We start from the raw sequence: 19,819 nt of genomic DNA on the forward strand, positions 1-19,819 counted from the left end.
CAGTGCGCAAAGCCCTGTTGCGCCTGCGCTGGATTCTCGCCTGGAGCGCGTCTGGGTAAGGTGGCCGGCATATTCCAACCATTGCCGAGGACACTCGCATGAATCCCTCCCTTGCCGCCGCGCAGCCTGCAGCCACCGGCCTCAGCCGGGCCCTGGTCGCCTTGCTGGCGTTCTGTTGCGGCGCGATCGTCGCCAATATCTACTATGCCCAGCCCATCGTCGGGCTGATCGCCCCGGACCTGGGGCTCTCCACCGAGCATGCCAGCCTGATCGTTTCGCTCACGCAGCTGGGCTATGCCCTGGGCCTGCTGTTGCTGGTACCGCTGGCCGATCTGCTGGAAAACCGCCGCTTGATGGTGGCCACCGCCGTGCTCGCTTGCATCAGCCTGCTGCTGGCTGGCACCAGCAGCACTGGCCAGGGCCAGTTGTTCCTTGGCTATGCGCTGTTGATCGGGTTCAGTTCCGTGGCGGTGCAGATGCTCATCCCGCTGGCGGCACACCTGGCGCCGGAGCAGCAGCGTGGGCGGGTGGTCGGCAATATCATGGGCGGCCTGCTGCTGGGTATCCTGCTGGCGCGGCCGTTGTCCAGCCTGGTGGCCGACTACTTCGGCTGGCGTGCGGTGTTCATTGGCGCTGCCGGGGTGATGCTGGCGATCATCCTGTTGCTGGCCCTGACCTTGCCGCGGCGGGTGCCCGAGCACAAGGCCAGCTATGCCGGGCTGATGCTGTCGCTGCTCACGCTGCTGCGCCGGTATCCCTTGCTGCGCCAGCGTGCGCTGTACCAGGCGTTGATGTTCGCGGCGTTCAGCCTCTACTGGACGGCGGTGCCGATGGCCCTGGCCACCCAGCATGGCTTGTCGCAGAGCCAGATTGCGGTGTTCGCCCTGGTGGGCGCGGTGGGCGCCGTTGCCGCACCGCTGGCCGGCCGCCTGGCCGATGCCGGGCATGCCCGCGCCGGGTCGCTGCTGGCGTTGCTGCTGGCACCGGCGGCACTGTTGCTCGGGCTGACGGTACCGGGCTACAGCGTGATCGGCCTGGGCCTGACCGGTGTGCTGCTGGATTTTGCAGTGCAGATGAACATGGTCATCGGCCAGCGTGAGGTGTACGCGCTGGACCCGGCCAGCCGCGGGCGGCTGAATGCGGTGTACATGACCAGCATCTTCCTGGGTGGGGCGCTGGGTTCGGCGGTGGCCAGTGCGGTGTTCAGCCAGTTCGGCTGGCACGGTGTGGCACTGGTTGGTGCGGGGTTGCCGGGGGTGGCCTTGCTCATCTTCGTTGCCAAAGCGCGCCGGGGTTGAATGCGAGCCCACGGGTTGTCGCGATCCTTGTAAGAGCGGCCTTGTGTCGCGAAAGGGCTGCAAAGCAGCCCCGGCGATATCCGCAGCGAAGCCGATATCCCGGGGCCGCTGCGCTCCCCATCGCGACACAAGGCCGCTCCTGCAGGCATCGCGACAGTCTTTACGTAGTGCTACCGCCCAAGCGGCAACGCCACACCAATCAAGGCAAACAGGCTGCCGCAGCAGCGGTTGAAGCCTTTGCCGCCCTTCGCCAGCCATGGCCGGATGCGAAACGCCAGGCGCGCCAGCAGGTATTCCACCAGGAACTCGACGCTGGCAAAGGTTGCCGCCATCACTACGAACTGCAGCAGCAACCCACGCTGTGGATCGATGAACTGCGGCAGGAAAGCGCCATAGAACAGCAGCACCTTGGGGTTGGCCATTGCCGACAGCAGGCCTTGGCGGAACAAGCCGGCATTGCCCAGTCGCGCGCTTTGCGCGGTCAGTTCCAGGTGCAGGCCCGGGCTGCGCCACAGCTGGATGCCCAGCCAGATCAGATAGGCGCCGCCCACCCACTTGAGCACGCTCAGCACCGAGGCCGAGGCCTGCAGCAATGCACTGAGGCCGAACATGGCCAGGGCGATCAGGGCGCTGAAACCAAACACGCCGCCGACGATAGTGAACAACGCCCGGCGTGCGCCATACAGGGCCCCGTGGGTCAGGGCCAGCAGGCTGTTGGGGCCCGGGGTCAGCGACAGGCCGATGCTCGCCAGCAGGTAAATGAGCCAGGTGTCGAGTGCCATGGGGGTAAATGCCTTGTTGATGTGGAGGGCGCCAGTCTATGGCGTCGGCATTGGCCTGCAAGGGTATGATTCAGACATTGAATGGTCATTTCTGGACGCTAGTTAATGCTGCCCGATATACGCTTGCTGATCTTGCCGTTACCGGATTTCGCCCTGCTGCCGTTCGGTGCCTTTCTCGACAAGTTGCGTTTCAGCGCTGACGACGAGGATTACAGCCAGCAGCGCTACTGCAGTTGGACCGTGGCAGGGCTGACCCTCGACCCTGTACCGTCGAGCAGTGGCGCAGTGGTGCAGGTCGAGGCTGTCGCGGGCCAGCTCGAGCTGGCCGGTTTCGATTACCTGGTGGTGTTCGGCGGGCGCAACGCCATGGCCACTGCCGCCCTGGCGCCTCGCTACCGGGCCTTGCTCAGGCAGGCCGGCAAGGCGGGCGTCAAGCTGGTGGGGGTCGACAACGGCGCGTTCCTGTTGGCCGCGTGCGGATTGTTACAGGGGCACAAGGTAGTGGTGCACTGGCGCCACGAAGCCGAATTTCGTGCGGCCTTCCCGCATCTGCAGGTGCTGACCGAGCAACTGTATTGCATCGACGGAAGCCGCATAACTTGCGCCGGCGGCACCGCCGCCATTGACCTGGCCGTCGCGCTGTTGTCACGTGCCTGCGGGCGAGCCCGTGCGCTCAAGGGCCTGGCCGACATGCTGGTGGATGAAACCCGCGATAGCCGCCATGCCTTGCGCTCGCTGGAGCTGGGGGCCGGGCAGGGCAGGCAGGTGCAGCGCGCGCAGGCGTTGATGCGTCATCACCTGGGTACGCGGTTGACCGCAGAGCAGTTGGCGGCAGAGCTGGGCATCAGCCGGCGCCAGCTGGACCGGCAGTTTCACGCCAGCCATGGCATGAGCACCAAGGCCTGGTGGCTGGAGCTGCGCTTGCAACAGGCGCGCTGGCGTTTGCTCAACTCCAGCCACAGCCTGGCGCAGATTGCCGATGAAGTGGGCCTGGGCGATGCCAGTTACCTGGGCAAGTGCGTGCGGCGGCGGTTTGGTTGTACGGCCCTGGAACTGCGCTGTCACGTAGAGAACTGAATTCACCAGCGGTTCACGTACCCTGTGGGAGCGGGTTTACCCGCGAAGAAGCCACCGCGGTGCATGGCACCGGCTGCGCCGGTGTTCGCGGCTAAAGCCGCTCCCACAGGGCCCCTGCTAATTCAATGAGTCATGTGAAGCCCTATGAGAGCGGGCTTACTGCGGCGTCCCGAACAACCCCGTCCAGTAAATCCCCGCGTCACTCTTCGGGTCCACTGCATACGCAGCGCCCAGCTCACGAAAGTCCGGGTTCATCAGCGTCGCGCAATGCCCCGGGCTATCCAGCCAGCCATCGACCACCTTGCGCGCGGTGTCACGCCCGGCGGCGATGTTTTCGCCAATTTGCTGATACAGGTAACCGGCCAGTTCTGCCCGGTCACCGGGGGTGCGGCCATCCTTGTCGATATGGTCGAAGAAGTTCTGGTTGGCCATGGCCCGGGTGTGGTTGGCGGCAACCCCGGCCAGCACCGTGCTCCAGCTCAGCGCGGGGGCGGCGGCGAAGGGCTGGCCACCGCATTGGCGCGGCACCTTGCGCGCGGCATTGATCTCCTGCAGCACCTTCTGCCCCTCGGCCTGCCAGTCGCCCAGGCGGCCACTGAGCAGCGGCCGGGCCAGCACGATGCGCCAGTCGCGGCCTTCCTGGCTCACGCCGATATCGACGAACTGTGGGTCAAGCACCACCTGGCAAAAGCTCTCTTCGATGGCATGCATGGCGGCACGCGCATCACGCGGCCCCGACAGGCTGATGGCCTGCACGTTGACCATCGGGTAGGCGGCGCGAGTCATGGCCTGCTGCAGGTCGCGGGTACCTTCCGGCGACAGCGCCAGGCGGGTATCACTGTTGAGCGGCGGCAGCTCCAGCGACGCTTCGCCACCGCAGGGCTGGGCCTTGCTGCGGTAGACATTGATCGAATCGATCAGTTGCGCCTCTTCGCCGGTGGCAGCCAATGCCCCGGTCGAGACGACCAGGCCCAGCGACAAGGCGGCAACAGATGACAGGACGCGCATGTGGATCTCCCTATGACTGGCAGCGTCTTGGTTTGCGCTGCTCATCCTACACAAGCCCGGGGCTTTTGGCCCGGGATCGTGCAAAGCAATGAAAACGCCAACAATCGTTACTGGCGACAAAAGAGGGAGTAGACCACTGGCCAGCGCAAAAGTGCGGACAGGTGCCAGGCATTTCTATCGAACCCCCGCAGTCAGCCTGCTCGTCGATGCACGGCGGGTATCAGCGTGCTAGCGCCTGGTTCGGTTTGTAGAACAGAAAATGCCTGGTCTGCGCTGTCCGGCGGTAGGCGTTGACCCAGGCCGGGCGCACATTGCGGTCATGGAAGTACAAGGCACCCCCGGTGCGGTCTTTCAACTGCTGGTTGAGTGCCTTGCGCGCGATCTCCTTGGCGATGGCGTAGCGTTGCGCTTCTTCGACCTGGTCCGGGCGCCCGTCGCACCACCAGGAGAACTGGCAGGCCTTGCTTTCCACACCCTGCTTGACCACGCCGCAGATTGTATCCGGGAAGCCATCATGGCCCAGGCGGTTGAGCACAACGCTGGCCACGGCGGCCATGTCTTCAGCGTCGGCACCCTTGGCCTCCCAGTAGAGGGTGCGGGCCAGGCAGGTAATGCTGTCATCCAGGGGGGCCTGACCGGCCGGGTCTACTGCCTGTGCTTCGCCCGGTGTGAGCGTCTCGGCCTTTTTCGGGGGCGGTGTGTCATGCACCACCTTTTCCTCGAGCACCTCGGCCTTGTCCTCGGCGACGACAGCCTTGGCCGGGTCGGCCGCGTGCAAATGGCCTGCGAGCAAAGCCGACGCCAGGCCGATCACCATCCACGAAAAGCGCATGAGGCAGGCTCCAGAACTGTGGTCTGGTTCACAGTCTAGCCAAGCGCAAGTATTAGCACCAAAGGCAGGGTGGCGGCGGCCATCACGGTCTGCAGGGCAATGATGGTGGCCATCAGCGGTGCGTTACCGCCCATTTGCCGGGCCATCACATAGGAAGACGACGCAGTCGGCAGCGCCTGGAAAAGCACCGCCACTACCGCGGCCTGGCCACCCAGGCCAAGCAGGCGGCATAGCCCCCATGTGGTCAGCGGCATGACCAGAAACTTGAAGACCGAAGCCGCCACCAGCGGGCGCACCTGTTGGCCCAGGCGGGCGCTGCCCAGGGCTGCGCCGACGCACAGCAGGCCGAGCGGCAGGGCGGCCTGGCCCAAGGCCTTGACCGTAGGCTCGATACCTGCTGGCAAACCCAGCCCGCTGGCGCGCAGCAGCAACCCGCTGGCGCAACCGACGATCAAGGGGTTGGCGAAGATGGCCCGCAGCACCGTGGCTGGTGAGCTATGGCGGGCGCTGAAGCGGGCAAATACCAGCACGCAAAGCAGGTTGACCAGTGGCACGATGGCGGCGTTGGCCACCGCCGCCAGGGCGATGCCGGCGCTGCCGTAGATGCCTGCTGCAAGGGTAGCGCCGATATAGTTGTTGAAGCGGATGCCGCCCTGGAATACCGAAGTGAAGTCGGCACCGTCGTGGTTCATTGCGCCCTGGTACAGCACCAGCAGCACGGCCCCGGCCAAGGTCGAGAGCATCAGCACCCCGACCATGCCCAGCACCGGCACGCCATCGAGATTGGCGGTGGCCAGACCATGGAGGAATAGCGACGGCAGCAGTACGTAATAGCTCAGGCGCTCGGCGCCGGGCCAAAAGTTGTCGGCGAGCAAGCCGCGCAGGCGCAGGAAAGTGCCCAGGGCAATCAGCAGGATGATCGGCAGCAGGGTAGTCAGCAACAAGTGGAGCATGGTCGACGTTCCGTGGGCGGGTACGGGGCACAGACTACGGGTGCGGACCAATTTGTAAAAACGTTGTTTTCTTTACTGACTGTTGAGAAAAAATGCATGATTGCTCAGGGCCGCGCAGCGGCCCCGGCAGTTTCACGCCTCCAGCGCAGTCTTCAAAACCGCACTCAAATGCCGCCGCTGGCTCTTCTCGTGCTCCAGCAACACCACCCGCCGAGTCAGCTGCGGTTCGCCAAATGGCAGGCAGGTGGCTGGTGGCAAGCGTTGCAGGTCGTCATCGGCCATGGGGATGATCGCCACACCCAGGCCCATCACCGCCATGCGCGCCAGCGCTTCCTGGCTGTCCAGCTCCATCTGCTCGCTCACCTGCAAATGCTGCCGGCGCAGTTCCTGCTCGATCTGTCGCCCGGCCCAGGCACGCTTGTCGAAGCGCAGGAACGGCTGGCTGGCCAGCAGCTGTGGCACGCTTTGTCCGGCGAGGTCATGGCTGGCGATGGCCCAGAAGCGGTCTTCAAACAATGGCGTGAAGTCCAGGCTCTGCGGATAGGGGCTGACCGGCTCGGTGGTGATCGCCGCATCGAGCTCGCCGTCTTCCACGCGCCGTGCCAGCTCTGCCGACATGCCGGAGGCCACGCTGATGTGCAACTGTGGGTGGTGTGCCTTGATCCACACCAGCGCCTTGGGCAGGCGCCGCGCCAGCACTGTGTGGATGGCCCCCAGGCGCAGGCGGCCGCGCAGGCTCGGCCCGCTGGCCAGGGCATCGGCCAATTCGTCATAGGCCGCCAGAATGCTCTCTGCGCGGGCCATCGCCAGCTGGCCGGCTTCGGTCAGCGTCACCTGCCGGCGGCTGCGGTCGAACAGGGTGACCTGCAGCTCGTCTTCGAGGGTCTTGATGTGCAGGCTCACCGCCGAAGGGGTGAGGCTGAGCAGGTCGGCGGCCCGGGCGAAGGTGCCGTGCCGGGCAATGGTCACCAAGGTGCGCAGGGCTTTGAGGGACATGCGGGTGGGTCCGGTTTCAGGCTGACAGGGCTGCATTGTCAGGCCCGGCCCTTTCGCAGCACAAGGCTGCCCCTACAGGTATTGCGCATGGCCGAACCATGGCGCTATCCCTGTCGGAGCAGCCTTGTGCTGGGAAAGGGTCGGTACAGACAACACTCCTCAGCGCTGGTTACGCCCGTAGGCCTGGCTGATCCGGTCGATCACCATCGCAAGGGCGACAATCGCCAGCCCGGCCTCGACGCCTTGGCCGACATTCAGGGTCTGGATCCCCGACAGCACATCTTCGCCCAGCCCGCGCGCGCCGATCATCGAAGCCACCACCACCATCGACAGGGCCATCATCACCGACTGGTTGAGCCCGGCCATGATGCTCGGCAGCGCCAGCGGCAGCGCGATACGCCGCAACCGCTGCCAGCGGCTCGCCCCCAGACCATGCGCGGCTTGCAGCAGCGAAGGGTCGATCTGGCTCAACCCCAGTTCGGTCAGCCGCACCAGTGGTGGCAGGGCATAGATCAGCGTGGCGAACACGGCGGGCACCTTGCCCAGACCGAACAGCATCAGCACCGGGATCAGGTAAACGAAGGCCGGCAGTGTCTGCATCACATCCAGTACCGGCAACAGCAACCGCTTCGCCAATGGCCGGGCAGCCAGCAGGATGCCCAGCGGCACGCCCACCAGCACGCAGAGGCCAGTACTGACCAGCACCAAAGCCGTGGTCTGCAGCAGTTTGTCCCATAGCCCGAGCATGCCGATCAGGGCCAGCAGCGCCACCAGTACCGCGCTGCGCAGCAAGCTGCGGCTGGCATGCCAGGCGAGCAGGCCTACCAGCAATAGCAGCAGCCACCAGGGCAGCAGGCGCAGCAGGGTTTCCAGGCCGACCAGCAGTTGCAGCAACTGGTCAGAGAAGCCGCGCAGGTGATCGCCGTAATTCAGCACCAGCCAGTCGACCAGCCGGTTGACGCTGTCGGCAAAGGAGAATTGCAGGGCTTGGGGGAAGTCGCCGCTCACAGGCTGCCCTCGACCTTGGTGGCAATGTCCGCAGGCAACCAGGCTTTCCACACTTCGCGGTTATTGCGCAGGAAGGTAAGGGCTGCGTCGCGGGGCGGGGTGCGCTGTTCGCTCATGTCGGCCAGCGCCTTGTTCAGTCGGTCGATGGGCAGGTCGACCCGCTCGAACACGCTCACCAGTTCCGGGTAGCCCTCGCGAAAGGCCTTGGACACGCCAATCGACAATTTGGCTGGCAGCGAGCTGCTACCCTTGGGCTCGGGGTTGCCGGCATCGGTGAGGGTGGCCCAGGCCTGGGCATCGAAAGGGGGCTCTTGCAGGCGTATGAGCTTGTAACGCCCCATCAAGGGGGTCGGGTTCCAGTAGTAGAAAAGCACCGGCTGGCCACGGCGGATGGCCGAGCCGATTTCGGCATCCATTGCAGCCCCGGAGCCACTGCGGAAGTTGGTATACAGATCATTCAGCCCGTATGCCTTGAGTTTCTGGCTGTTGACGGTCTCGGATGTCCAGCCGCTGGGGCTGTTGAGAAAACGCCCTTTGTCGGGCGACTCGGGGTCGCGGAACACCTGCGGGTAATGCTTGAGGTCGTCGACGCTGCGCAGGTCGGGCGCCATGGGCCTGAGCTTGCGTGCGGTATCGCCCTCGATCACGTAGGCCGGTACCCACCAGCCTTCTTCGGCGTTCTTGACCGTGTCGCCCAACGCGAACACCTGCCCGGCCTGTTCTGCCTTGACCCAGGCAGGGCTGCGCCCGGCCCATTCCTCGGCTATTACCTGCAGATCGTTGCGCGCCAGTGCCACCTCCATGCTGACGGTACTGCCGGGCAGGGTGTCGGTGGGGTAGCCATACCCGCGCTCCACGATCAGCCGCAAGATCTCGGTGGTGAGCGCGCCGCTTTCCCAACCGATGGCGCCAAAGCGGATGGGCGTGGAGCGTTGCGCCGAAGCGGCGCTATCGGTGCTGGCCAAGCCGACTGCGAGCAGCAGGCCGGCCAGCAGCGTCGGAATCTTTTTCATGGGGCCTCTTGGAGTGGCGCTACTGAGTTGCCGCAAGTGTAGACGACCGGCTCCGGGCCCGGCAGGAAGGCCGCTGCAAGCGACTGGCAGCGGCCTGCAGGCGCCTCAGACGCGGAACTGGTCCATCAGCGCCTGTTGCTGGTTGGCCAGGCTGTTCAGCGACTGGCTCACCCGCGCCGACTCGTTGGCTTGCCCCGACAGCGACTCGGTGACATCACGGATGGTTGCCACGTTGCTGTTGATTTCCTCCGCCACTGCGCTTTGTTCCTCGGCGGCCGAGGCGATTTGCAGGTTCATGTCGGTGATCACCGTCACCGCCTGGCCGATGCGCTGCAGCGCGGTGACGGCCTGGCCAACCTGCTGCACGCCGCCCTGGGCCTGGCGGTGGCTGTTGTCCATGGCCCCGACCACTTCGCGGGTGCCGCTCTGCAACGCTTCGATCACCTGGCGGGTTTCCTCCACCGACTCCTGAGTGCGCTGGGCCAGGTTGCGCACCTCGTCCGCGACCACGGCAAAGCCACGGCCGGCTTCACCGGCTCGGGCCGCCTCGATGGCGGCGTTGAGCGCCAGCAGGTTGGTCTGTTCGGCGATCGAACGGATCACCTCCAGCACCGAACCGATCTTCTCGCTGTTCTGCGCCAGGCCCTCGACTTCGGCCATGGCGTTGCTCATGTCGGCGGCCAGGGCATCGATGCTGTGGGTGGTGCGGTCTATCACCGCCAGGCCTTCGCGAGTGGCCTGGTCGGCGTCGCGGGCGGCCTGCGCGGCCTGGGCGGCGCTGCGGGCGACGTCCTGCGCGGTGGCACTCATCTCGTGCGAGGCAGTGGCCACCTGATCGACCTGGCGGTACTGCTGCTCCATGCCGGCGCTGGTCTGCGCGGCAATTGCCGAAGACTGGTCGGCGGTGCCACGCGCGGCCTGCACCGAGCGTTTGACCTCGGCGATGGTCGGCTGCAGCTTGTCGAGGAAGCGGTTGAACCAGCCGGCCAGTTCGCCCAGTTCGTCCTGCTTCTGGTAAGTCAGGCGGCGGGTCAGGTCACCTTCGCCGCTGGCGATGTCCTTGAGCATGCTTGCCACGCCGAGGATCGGCCGGGTAACGCCGCGGGCCATCAGCCACACCATCAGCAGGCCGGCAATCGCCGCCGCCAGGCCCAGGCCAAGTTCCAGCAGGGTGCCGCTGGTGTTCAGCGCGTCCAGTTCCTGTTTCAGCGCTTCGGCCGGCCCGGTCAGGGCGTTTTCCGGTACGTCCAGCAGCACGCCCCAGGGCTGGGCGTCCGGTATCGGCCGGAACGCGGCCAGCACTTTCAGGCGCTGCTGGTCGTGCACGATGGTCATCTTGCCGTCGGCCAGCTTGCGCACCAGTTCGGCACCCTTGGCGCTGTCGACCTGGTCGAAGCGCTGGGCCAGCTTGCTGGCGTCGGCGCTGTAGCCGGCCAGCAGGCCGACCGGGCTGAGGATGCCGACGGTGGTACGGCCTTCGTACAGGCTGCGGCTGGCCTCCTGGCTCAGGGCCTGCAGGCTGTTGAGGTTGATGTCGATGGACAGGGTGGCGATCACCTTGCCGTTTACCGCCAGCGGGAAGACGATGCTGGTCATCAGCACCTGCTGGCCATCGATGTCGTAGAAGTAGGGTTCCACCACGCACACCTTGCCGGACGTGCGTGGGCACACCCACCAGGTATTGGCAGGCTGGCCGCTGGGGCCGATCTCGGTGTTGGCCATGTCATGCTCGGGCAAGGCCATGGCCGTCAGCTGGCCGACACGCGGTTGCGACCAGTACAGGGCGAAGCGCCCGGTCTCGTTGCTGCCCAGTTCCGCCTTGCCGGCGAACAGGCTGTCCTTGTTGTCCAGGGCATTGGGCTCGAACACCAGCGACAGGCCGAGCAGGTCAGGGTTGGCCTGCAACGCAGCGCGCACCTGGCGGGTCATGTCCTCGCGCAGGTCGAAGGCATCGAGAAAGCGCTTTTCAGCCTGCTCGCGCAGGAACAGCACCTGGCGGGCGAACCCGGCGCCGTACTGGTAAGCGTCCATGAACTGGCGGCGGATGTTCAGCGCCTGCACCTCGCCCTGCGACTCGATGCGCGACTGCGCCGACTCGGTCAGCATCTGCATGCTGCTGGCCTTGACCAGGTCCGAGCTGTGGTCCATGCGGTACAGCGACAGGCCGACGAGCAAGGTGACGATGCCAGCCAGGCAGAGACCGGCGAGCAGGGTGATCTTCCACTGAATGGAAAGTTGTCGCAAAGGCATGGGGGGGATCCCTTGTAATAAGAGTGTGGCTGACGATTGTTTCGGCCATCGCGGGCTTTTCTTTATTCGAACGTTCAATTTAACCGCCGGTCCGCACGAGGCATTGGTAATGCGCCGTAACATGGCGTTTTTGACATCGGCAGCCCACTGCGGCACAGTGCGCGCTTTTTTTCTGTCGCAATGAGGTAAGCCAACCATGAATGCTGTGATCGCCGCGGTCGGCATCATGCTGATACTCAGCCTGTCCCGCGTGCACGTGGTCATCGCCCTGATCATCGGGGCCCTGGCCGGCGGGCTGGTGGGCGGCCTGGGTATCGAGGGTACGCTCAAGGCCTTCAACGGCGGCCTCGGCGGCGGGGCCACGGTCGCCCTGTCGTATGCACTGCTGGGCGCATTTGCCGTGGCCATCGCCAAGTCCGGCCTGGCCCACGCCCTGGCCGACCGCGCCCTGGCCATGATCGAGCGCCAGGGCCATGCCAATGGCGGCAAGGTCAAATGGCTGCTGGTGGGCCTGATGCTGGTGGTGGCGGTGTCGTCGCAGAACATCCTGCCTATCCACATCGCCTTCATCCCGTTGCTGGTGCCGCCGCTGTTGTACGTGCTGACCCGCCTGCGCATCGACCGTCGGCTGATCGCCTGCGTCATCACCTTCGGCCTGATCACCCCCTACATGTTCCTGCCGGTGGGCTTTGGCAAAATCTTCCTCAACGAAATCCTGCTGGCCAACGTGGCCCGCGCGGGTGCCGACGTGAGTGGCGTGAATGTGACCCACGCCATGGCCATCCCGGCCGCCGGCATGTTGGCCGGCCTGTTGCTGGCGGTGTTCATCAGCTACCGCAAGAAGCGTGACTACGACCTGGCGCGCATCGAGCAGGTGGAGCAGGTGAGTGTGCAGTACAACCCGCTGACCCTGCTGGTGGCAGGGCTGGCGATTGCTTCGGCGTTCATCGTGCAGTTGTGGCTGGACTCGATGATCATCGGCGCCATGGTCGGCTTCCTGATCTTCTCGCTGTCGGGCATCGTGCGCTGGAAAGACACTGACGACCTGTTCACCGAAGGCATGAAGATGATGGCCATGATCGGCTTCATCATGATTGCCGCCTCGGGCTTTGCCGACGTGATGAAGGCGACCGGTGACGTGAAGAGCCTGGTGGAAGCCTCGGCGCAGTGGATCGACCATAGCAAGGGCATCGGTGCCTTGCTGATGCTGTTGGTGGGCCTGCTGGTGACCATGGGCATCGGCTCGTCGTTCTCCACCGTGCCGATCCTGGCCGCGATCTTCGTGCCGCTGTGCGTGCAGCTGGGCTTCGACCCGCTGGCCACAGTGTGCATCGTGGGTACTGCCGGTGCCCTGGGTGATGCGGGCTCGCCTGCCTCGGACTCGACCCTGGGCCCGACCTCGGGGTTGAACGTGGACGGCCAGCACCACCATATCTGGGACACCGTGGTGCCCACCTTCATCCACTACAACCTGCCACTGCTGGCGTTCGGCTGGTTGGCGGCGATGACGCTGTAAGGCGGGAAGGGCATCAGCCCTTGTCGGGCGGCGGCGAGATGCGGTTGAGCACGGTGCTGCCGTCCTTGCTGCGGGTCAGGTAGACCGGCAGCACCTTGGGCAGGTTGTTGACCAGCCGCCCCACCTCGCGGGTGTTGTAGATGCCGCTGATGCGGATGCGGCCGGTGCTGGCATCGGCCAGCAGCAAGGGCGCATCGAGGTAGCGGTTGATCATTGGCAGCGCCTGTTCCAGGCTCAGGTTGTCGAGCACCAGTTTGCCGTCGCGCCAGGCCAGGCTGTTGCCGTAGTCGTCGCTCTGCTCCAGTTGCGGCTCGAAGTCGCCCTTGTGGTAGCTGGCCTGCATTCCCGGGCCCAGGCGGTAGCCACCGGTGCTGCCGTCGCTGGACACCAGCACCGAACCTTCCACCAGCGTGACCTTGACCTGGTCCTGGTACTTCCACACGTTGAACTGAGTGCCGGTGACGCGGGTCTGGCCACGACCGGCATGCACGACGAACGGGTGGCTGCTGTCGTGCTTTACCTTGAAGAACGCCTCGCCACGCTCTAGCGTGACCTGGCGTTGGTCCTTGTAGTTCAGGTAGGTGAGCTCGGTGTTGAGGTTGAGCTGTACCGTGCTGCCGTCACTCAGTTGCACGGTCTGCATGCGCGTGCCGGCTTCGAAGTGCTGGTAGTGGTTGGGCAGCCAGCCTTGTTCCCAGCCCACCCAGCCGGCCAGCGGCAGCACTGCCAGGGCGATCGCGGCAGCGGATGCCAGCCGTCGCCAGTTGCGCGGGCGCGCAGCCTTTTGCACAGGCGGGTTGAAATCGATGACGGTGGCATTGCGCGGCAGCAGGTCGGCGGTTTGCCAGATTTCCAGCATCGCCTGGTATTCCTCGGCATGCCGCGGGTCGGCCGCCAGCCAGCGGGCGAAGGCCTCGCGCTCGGCCGCCGTGCAATCTTCGGCGTGCAGGCGCATGCACCAGTGCGCGGCGGCGTCGGTGATGGCATCGTCTGGGCTGGGATTGAGGCGGTCGTGGTTCATTGCGGCTCCGGATTTTGCGCATTCTACCCTTGCAGGAGGGCTCCCGAGAACCGAGGTAATGGCGAATGACTATCAGTTGTGCCGGTTTTTCGTCGGATTGGCAATGGTTTTCCAGCGTTTGAGAACCCTTCGCGCACAGGTATAGGGGCAGAAATCCTGGGGCTGCCTTGCAGCTCATCGCCGGCAAGCCGGGCTTCCACAAGGACTGCACAAGGTCTTGGGCCTGCGCGATCCCTGTGGGAGCCCGGCTTGCCGGCGATGAGGCCGGAGCAGGAAGATCAGAATTGTTCGGCTGTCATCCCATAAAGACTGGCACTTCCCGCCCGAATACTCACCTCCAGCCCCAACCCCCGCGGCAACACCCGCTGGAAGAAAAACTCCGCACAGGCAAGCTTGGCCCCATGAAACGCGTCATCTTCGTCACGCCTGGCCAACGCCACCGCCGCCATCCGCGCCCACATATAGGCATACGCAGTCAGCCCGAACAGCTGCAGGTATTCCACTGCCACCGCGCTGACCAGGTTGGCGTCCTCGCCGGCACGTGCCCGCAGCCAGGCGCTGGTAGCTTCCAGCCGCGTCAGGCTGGTTTGCAGGGCCTCACGGTGCAACGGTGCATCCACGCTGAAGGCCCGCACCTCGGCGGCGAAGCTTGCCAGCGCCTGGCCACCGTCGGCCAGCACTTTGCGCCCGAGCAGGTCGAGGGCCTGGATGCCGTTGGTGCCTTCGTAGATCTGCGCGATGCGTACGTCGCGCACGCGCTGCTCCTGGCCCCATTCACGGATGTAGCCATGGCCGCCGTACACCTGCTGGCCGAGCACGCAGCTTTCCAGGCCGTTGTCGGTGAAGAACGCCTTGGCCACCGGCGTCAGCAGCGCCACCAGGCGCTGCGCATGCTCGCGTTCGCCGGCGTCTTCGGCGTAGCGCGCCAGGTCCAGCTGCTGGCCGACGTAGGCGGCAAACGCCCGGCCACCTTCGGTGAGGGTACGCATGGTCAGCAGCATGCGCCGCACGTCGCCGTGGTGAATGATCGGGTCGGCCGCCTTGTCCTGTGCCTGCGGGCCGCTGGCGGCACGGCTTTGCAGGCGTTCGTTGGCGTAGCGGGCGGCGCTCTGGTAGGAGGCCTCGGCACAGCCGATGCCCTGGATGCCGATGGACAGGCGCTCGTAGTTCATCATGGTGAACATCGCCGCCAGGCCCTTGTTCGGCTCACCCACCAGGTAACCGACGGCACCGTCGAAGTTCATCACGCAGGTGGCCGAGGCCTTGATGCCCATCTTGTGTTCGACCGAGCCGCAATGGGCGGCGTTGCGCGCTCCCAGGCGGCCGTCGGCCTCGACCACGTACTTGGGCACCAGGAACAGTGAGATGCCCTTGGCGCCCGTGGGCGCATCCGGCAGCTTGGCCAGCACCAGGTGGACGATGTTCTCGGTCAGGTCCTGTTCGCCGCCGGTGATGAAGATCTTGCTGCCGCTGATGCGATAGCTGCCATCGGCCTGGGGTTCGGCGCGGCTGCGGATCAGCCCCAGGTCGGTGCCGGCATGGGGTTCGGTGAGGCACATGGTGCCCGCCCAGCGGCCTTCGTACAGGGGCGGCAGGTAGGTGGCCTTGAGCGTTTCGCTGGCGTGGGCATCGATTGCCAGGCAGCTGCCGGCGCTCAATGCCGAATACAGGCTGAAACTGCAATCGGCGGCGTAGAGCATTTCTTCGAACAGTACACCGAGCATTTTCGGCATGCCCATGCCGCCATGTTCGGGGTTGCCACCCAGGCCGACCCAACCGCCTTCGCGGTAGGTGTGCCAGGCCTCGCGGAAGCCATCGGGGGTGGTGACAACGCCTGCGTCGAAGCGCACGCCTTGCTCGTCACCGTTGCGGCTGAGCGGGGCAATCAGCTGGCCGGTGACTTTGGCTGCTTCCTCGAGGATGGCGTCGGCCGTGTCGGCGTCGATGCGTTCGGCCAGGGCGGGCAGGCGGGCCCACAGGGCCGGGGCGTTGAATACGTCATGCAGGACGAAGCGCATGTCGCGCAGGGGGGCGGTGTAGGTGGTCATCGGGAGCTCTTGGAATAATGGAAATATGGGCTGGCCTCTTCGCGGGCACGCCCGCTCCCACAGGTAAAGCACAGGGTTCGAGGCCGGTGCCGTCCCTGTGGGAGCGGGCATGCCCGCGAAGAGGCCACCACTGGATCAGAGGGCTTTGGCCCGGTCGCGCAGCACGTACTTCTGGATCTTGCCGGTAGAGGTCTTTGGCAATTCGCCAAACACCACGGTCTTCGGCACCTTGAACCCGGCCAGGTGCTCGCGGCACCAACTGGTGATGTCGGCTTCGCGGGTGTCTTCGCGGCCCGGCTTGAGGGCAACCGAAGGCGCACGGGGTTTCCCCCCATTTTTCATCCGGGCGCGCCACCACCGCGGCTTCCAGTATCGCCGGGTGCTTGTACAGGGCGTCCTCGACCTCGATGGTGGAGATGTTCTCGCCACCGGAAATGATGATGTCCTTGAGCCGGTCCTTGATCTCGACATAGCCGTCGCTGTGCCACACGGCCAGGTCACCGGTGTGGAACCAGCCGCCACGGAAGGCTTCGGCGGTGGCCTCGGGGTTCTTCAGGTAGCCCTTCATCACCGTGTTGCCACGCATGAAGATCTCGCCCAGGGTGTTGCCGTCGCGCGGTACCGGCTCGAGGGTTTGCGGGTCGGCGACCATCAGGCCGTCGAGAGTCGGGTAGCGCACGCCCTGGCGGGACTTGATCCGTGCGCGATCCTCCAACGACAGTTCATCCCATTCGTCATGCCAGGCACATACGGTTACCGGGCCGTAGACTTCGGTCAGGCCGTAGGTGTGAGTGACCCGGATGCCCATCTCTTCCACGGCGCCGATGACCTTGGCAGGTGGCGCGGCGCCGGCGACCATGGCCTGCACCGGGTGCTCGATGGCTGCCTTGGCCGCCTCGGGCATGTTGACCAGGGCGTTGAGCACGATCGGCGCGCCGCACAGGTGGCTGACCCGGTGCTCGCGGATCAGGTTCAGGATCTTCTGCGGGTCTACCCGACGCAGGAACACATGGGTGCCGGCCAGTGCGGTAATGGTCCACGGGTAGCACCAGCCGTTGCAGTGGAACATCGGCAACGTCCACAGGTACACCGGGCGGTGGCCCATGGCCCAGACCATCTGGTTGCCCAGGGCGTTCAGGTAAGCGCCACGGTGGTGGTAGACCACGCCCTTGGGGTTGCCGGTAGTGCCAGAGGTGTAGTTGAGCGAGATTGCCTGCCACTCGTCATCGGGCCATTGCCAGGCAAAGTCCGGGTCGCCTTCGGCGAGAAACGCTTCATAATCCAGTTCGCTGACGGCACGGCCTTCGCCGTACTCCGGGTCATCCACGTCCACCACCAAAGGCGGGTGTTCGAGCAGGGCCAGGGCCGCCTCGATGACGGTATGGAATTCGCGGTCGGTGATCAGCACCTTGGCCTCGCCGTGCTGCAGCATGAAGGCAATGGCCTCGGCGTCCAGGCGGACGTTCAGGGTGTTGAGCACGGCGCCGGTCATGGGTACGCCAAAATGGGCTTCGAGCATGGCCGGAATGTTCGGCAACATCACCGCCACGGTGTCGCCACGGCCGATACCCCGGCCCACCAGGGCGCTGGCCAGGCGCCGGCAGCGCTGGTAGGTCTGTTGCCAGTTGCGGCGGATGGCACCGTGGATCACCGCCGGGTAGTTGCCGTATACGGCAGCGGTGCGTTCGATGAAGCTCAGCGGGGTGAGGGCGACATGATTGACGGCAGCGGGCATCAGGCCCTGGGCATAGATCGACATGCGGTAATCCTGTAGGGGAGGCAGGCACAACCTGTGCGCTTGGCCCCCGGTGGCTGATTGTTAGCTCTGTTCAGGGTGCAGGGAGGCGGACGGTTAGCCGCTCCCCCTTGTCGCAGTTTTACGCGAGTCGCTATGGTATTAGGAATATCGACTATAGCAATATAGTAGAACTACTATAACAACGAGCCGCCTACCGTGGACAACACTGCCTACCCCCTGCTCTCCAAGGACCCACAACCCAGCCTGATGCTGGCCGGCGACGCCAGGCCGCTGGCACTCAACCCGGCGCTGCAAGCCTGGGTCGATGAAGGCCCGGCACTGGCCAGCTGGCTGCCGGGCAACTGCGCCGCCCTGGTGCGCGCCTGCCTGCGCCAGCGCCGGGCGATCGCCGAGGTCGAAGTGCAAGTCGGCGAACGCATCGTGTTGTGGAGCTTTATCCCAGACGACCAGGGCCAGCAGGTGCTGGCGCGTTGCCGCGACGCCAGTGACGAGCGCCACGGCGCACGCGAGGCCAGTCGCGCACGGCGGCTGTACCGGCTGATCATCGAGAACACCACTGACCTGATCTCCCGGCATAGCCCCGATGGCCGTTTCCTCGATGCTTCGCCGGCGGCATTCCGCCTGCTTGGCCTGTGGCCCGAACAACTGCGCGGCATGGCCGTGCATTCCCTGCTGCACCCCCGTGAGCGCCGCCAGGTGCTGCGACAGGCCGCCGCCGCCCTGGACCAGGATGGCTACCACACCATGACCTGCCGGGTACGCCAGGCCGCAGGCGGCTACCGCTGGTTCGAAATCGCCAGCCGGGCTATCCGCGAAACCTACACCGGCGCGGTGGTGGAGGTGGTCAGCGTGTCACGTGACATCACCCTGCGCATCGAGGCCCAGGAAAGTCTGGCGCACAGTGCCCGGTTGGCCACCTTGGGCGAACTGGCTTCGGGCATAGCCCACGAGATCAACCAGCCGTTGGCCGCAGTGGTCAACTACGCCAATGCCAGCCAGCGCTACCTGCAGGGCCTGGAGCGCGATCCGCAAGCCCGCGAGCGGGTGGGGCAGGGCCTGCAGCGCATCAGCGAACAGGCCACCCATGCCGCCGACGTGATCCGCCGCCTGCGCGCCTTTCTGCGCAAGGGGCCGCGCCGCCTGCAGGCGCTGGACGTGGCCGAGGTGGCGGGCGAAGCCATGCGCCTGTGCGCCTGGGAGGCCGCGCGTGATCAGGTGGTGGTCGAGCTGCGCATGAGCGCGCAGCTGCCGTTGGTATATGCCGACCGGGTACTGCTGGAGCAGGTACTGGTGAACCTGCTGCGCAACGCCATCGATGCCAACCGCGAGCAGCATGGCGAGCGGCCGTCACGTATCCTGCTCGGCGCCGCGCGCGATGGCGATGGCGTGCTCGTCGAGGTGGCCGACCAGGGCCCGGGCGTGGCGCCCGAGCGCCTGGATGAAATCTTCACGCCGTTCACCACCAGCAAGGCCGATGGCCTGGGCCTGGGCCTGAGCATGAGCCGCAGCCTGATCGAAGGCTTTGGCGGCAGCCTGTGGGCGCGAGCCGGTGACAATGGCGGTCTGGTACTGTGCTGCCGCCTGACGGTCAGCAGGGGATAAGGGGAGAGGGTGGTGCAAGCGAAAGTGTATGTGGTCGATGACGACCAGGGTATGCGCGACTCGACAGTGTGGTTGCTGCAGTCGGTGGGCTTGCAGGCCTTGCCGTTCGCCGACGGGCAGGCGTTTCTCGATGCCTGCGTCGACGATGGGCCGGCCTGCGTGCTGCTGGACGTGCGCATGCCGGGGTTGGGCGGGTTGGCGGTGCAGCAGGCGATGCGCGAGCGTGGTCTGGGTTTGCCGGTGATCTTCGTCAGTGGCCATGCCGATGTGCCGATCGTGGTGCGGGCATTCAAGGCCGGCGCCTGCGACTTCATCGAAAAACCCTACAACGACCAGTTGCTGCTCGATAGTGTACAGGCCGCGCTGGAAAGCGCCGGGCGGGCACACCAGGGCGACCAGGTGCTGGCTCGGGTGCAGGCGCGTATCGATGGCCTGACCCCGCGCGAGCGTGACGTGTTCGTGCCTCTGGCCCAGGGGCTGAGCAACCGCGAGATTGCCGAGCGGCTGGGCGTCAGCGTGAAGACGGTGGACCTGTACCGGGGGCGGGTGATGAAGCGGTTGCAGGCGGATAGCCTGGCGGAACTGGTGGGTATGGCCATTGCCTGCGGGGCGGTTGAGGCGTTGGGCCTGCGAGCGCTGTCGTAACAGCAGTCATC

Annotated in this window: 15 protein-coding genes and 1 pseudogene; 5 read left to right on the forward strand and 11 right to left on the reverse strand. The window is 65.6% G+C overall.

The window, feature by feature from the left end; genetic code table 11:
* The first annotated feature begins 98 nt into the window (after window positions 1-98).
* Entirely contained in the window at window positions 99-1,298 is a 1,200-nt protein-coding gene (locus QIY50_22235; protein WGV19992.1) for an MFS transporter, read from the forward strand.
* Between the two features lie 170 nt (window positions 1,299-1,468).
* On the opposite strand, the gene QIY50_22240 is transcribed toward QIY50_22235, so the two are convergent.
* Entirely contained in the window at window positions 1,469-2,080 is a 612-nt protein-coding gene (locus tag QIY50_22240) for a LysE family transporter (protein ID WGV19993.1), read from the reverse strand.
* 105 nt (window positions 2,081-2,185) lie between these two features.
* Between QIY50_22240 and QIY50_22245 the strand changes: the two genes are divergently transcribed.
* Window positions 2,186-3,157 carry a helix-turn-helix domain-containing protein gene (locus QIY50_22245; protein WGV19994.1) on the forward strand — a complete coding sequence of 324 codons (972 nt, stop codon included), beginning with the start codon at window positions 2,186-2,188 and terminating at the stop codon, window positions 3,155-3,157.
* Between the two features lie 156 nt (window positions 3,158-3,313).
* Here QIY50_22245 and QIY50_22250 read toward each other — a convergent pair whose 3' ends face one another.
* The 7 genes from QIY50_22250 to QIY50_22280 all read right to left on the reverse strand — a co-directional run bounded on the left by QIY50_22250 (window position 3,314) and on the right by QIY50_22280 (window position 11,217).
* Window positions 3,314-4,165 (reverse strand): CAP domain-containing protein, encoded by an 852-nt coding sequence (locus QIY50_22250; protein ID WGV19995.1) that lies wholly within the window; start codon window positions 4,163-4,165, stop codon window positions 3,314-3,316.
* 220 nt (window positions 4,166-4,385) lie between these two features.
* Entirely contained in the window at window positions 4,386-4,997 is a 612-nt protein-coding gene (locus tag QIY50_22255; GenBank protein WGV19996.1) for a cell wall hydrolase, read from the reverse strand.
* Between the two features lie 35 nt (window positions 4,998-5,032).
* Window positions 5,033-5,950, reverse strand: coding sequence for an AEC family transporter (locus tag QIY50_22260; protein ID WGV19997.1), 918 nt, complete (start codon window positions 5,948-5,950; stop codon window positions 5,033-5,035).
* Window positions 5,951-6,082: 132 nt separating this feature from the next.
* Complete coding sequence (locus QIY50_22265; protein WGV19998.1) at window positions 6,083-6,946, reverse strand: LysR family transcriptional regulator; 864 nt, start codon at window positions 6,944-6,946, stop codon at window positions 6,083-6,085.
* Window positions 6,947-7,105: 159 nt separating this feature from the next.
* Window positions 7,106-7,954: an ABC transporter permease subunit gene (locus QIY50_22270; protein WGV19999.1), complete on the reverse strand. Its 849-nt coding sequence runs from the start codon at window positions 7,952-7,954 to the stop codon at window positions 7,106-7,108.
* Window positions 7,951-8,967: an ABC transporter substrate-binding protein gene (locus tag QIY50_22275; protein WGV20000.1), complete on the reverse strand. Its 1,017-nt coding sequence runs from the start codon at window positions 8,965-8,967 to the stop codon at window positions 7,951-7,953. Before QIY50_22275 ends, QIY50_22270 begins: the two co-directional genes overlap by 4 nt.
* 105 nt (window positions 8,968-9,072) lie before the next feature.
* The gene (locus QIY50_22280; protein WGV20001.1) at window positions 9,073-11,217 is read right to left on the reverse strand and encodes a methyl-accepting chemotaxis protein; all 2,145 of its coding nucleotides are present in this window, start codon (window positions 11,215-11,217) and stop codon (window positions 9,073-9,075) included.
* Between the two features lie 196 nt (window positions 11,218-11,413).
* On the opposite strand from QIY50_22280, the gene QIY50_22285 reads away from it, so the two are divergent.
* Entirely contained in the window at window positions 11,414-12,733 is a 1,320-nt protein-coding gene (locus QIY50_22285; protein WGV20002.1) for a Na+/H+ antiporter family protein, read from the forward strand.
* 13 nt (window positions 12,734-12,746) lie between these two features.
* On the opposite strand, the gene QIY50_22290 is transcribed toward QIY50_22285, so the two are convergent.
* From QIY50_22290 to QIY50_22300, 3 genes and pseudogenes are all read right to left on the reverse strand, one after another.
* Window positions 12,747-13,754, reverse strand: a complete 1,008-nt coding sequence (locus tag QIY50_22290) for a FecR family protein (GenBank protein WGV20003.1) — start codon at window positions 13,752-13,754, stop codon at window positions 12,747-12,749.
* A 278-nt stretch (window positions 13,755-14,032) separates the two neighbouring features.
* A complete protein-coding gene (locus QIY50_22295; GenBank protein ID WGV20004.1) occupies window positions 14,033-15,802 on the reverse strand; it encodes an acyl-CoA dehydrogenase C-terminal domain-containing protein in 1,770 nt (589 codons plus the stop codon).
* Window positions 15,803-15,937: 135 nt separating this feature from the next.
* Window positions 15,938-17,561 (reverse strand): annotated as a pseudogene (locus QIY50_22300) (acyl-CoA synthetase).
* Window positions 17,562-17,756: 195 nt separating this feature from the next.
* Between QIY50_22300 and QIY50_22305 the strand changes: the two are divergent.
* Together QIY50_22305 and QIY50_22310 are read left to right on the forward strand one after the other, a co-directional pair.
* Window positions 17,757-19,163: a PAS domain S-box protein gene (locus QIY50_22305; protein WGV20005.1), complete on the forward strand. Its 1,407-nt coding sequence runs from the start codon at window positions 17,757-17,759 to the stop codon at window positions 19,161-19,163.
* 9 nt (window positions 19,164-19,172) lie between these two features.
* A complete protein-coding gene (locus QIY50_22310) occupies window positions 19,173-19,808 on the forward strand; it encodes a response regulator (GenBank protein ID WGV20006.1) in 636 nt (211 codons plus the stop codon).
* The last annotated feature ends 11 nt before the right edge of the window (window positions 19,809-19,819 follow it).

Origin of the sequence: Pseudomonas putida (assembly GCA_029953615.1) — a bacterium.
In the GTDB taxonomy this organism is placed as follows: Bacteria; Pseudomonadota; Gammaproteobacteria; order Pseudomonadales; family Pseudomonadaceae; genus Aquipseudomonas.

What these genes read in the sequence shown, in the direction of transcription:
- QIY50_22235 (WGV19992.1), top strand. Translation starts at nt 99, where the DNA reads ATGAATCCCTCCCTTGCCGCCGCGCAGCCTGCAGCCACCGGCCTCAGC.
- QIY50_22240 (WGV19993.1), bottom strand. Translation starts at nt 2,080, where the DNA reads ATGGCACTCGACACCTGGCTCATTTACCTGCTGGCGAGCATCGGCCTG.
- QIY50_22245 (WGV19994.1), top strand. Translation starts at nt 2,186, where the DNA reads ATGCTGCCCGATATACGCTTGCTGATCTTGCCGTTACCGGATTTCGCC.
- QIY50_22250 (WGV19995.1), bottom strand. Translation starts at nt 4,165, where the DNA reads ATGCGCGTCCTGTCATCTGTTGCCGCCTTGTCGCTGGGCCTGGTCGTC.
- QIY50_22255 (WGV19996.1), bottom strand. Translation starts at nt 4,997, where the DNA reads ATGCGCTTTTCGTGGATGGTGATCGGCCTGGCGTCGGCTTTGCTCGCA.
- QIY50_22260 (WGV19997.1), bottom strand. Translation starts at nt 5,950, where the DNA reads ATGCTCCACTTGTTGCTGACTACCCTGCTGCCGATCATCCTGCTGATT.
- QIY50_22265 (WGV19998.1), bottom strand. Translation starts at nt 6,946, where the DNA reads ATGTCCCTCAAAGCCCTGCGCACCTTGGTGACCATTGCCCGGCACGGC.
- QIY50_22275 (WGV20000.1), bottom strand. Translation starts at nt 8,967, where the DNA reads ATGAAAAAGATTCCGACGCTGCTGGCCGGCCTGCTGCTCGCAGTCGGC.
- QIY50_22280 (WGV20001.1), bottom strand. Translation starts at nt 11,217, where the DNA reads ATGCCTTTGCGACAACTTTCCATTCAGTGGAAGATCACCCTGCTCGCC.
- QIY50_22285 (WGV20002.1), top strand. Translation starts at nt 11,414, where the DNA reads ATGAATGCTGTGATCGCCGCGGTCGGCATCATGCTGATACTCAGCCTG.
- QIY50_22290 (WGV20003.1), bottom strand. Translation starts at nt 13,754, where the DNA reads ATGAACCACGACCGCCTCAATCCCAGCCCAGACGATGCCATCACCGAC.
- QIY50_22295 (WGV20004.1), bottom strand. Translation starts at nt 15,802, where the DNA reads ATGACCACCTACACCGCCCCCCTGCGCGACATGCGCTTCGTCCTGCAT.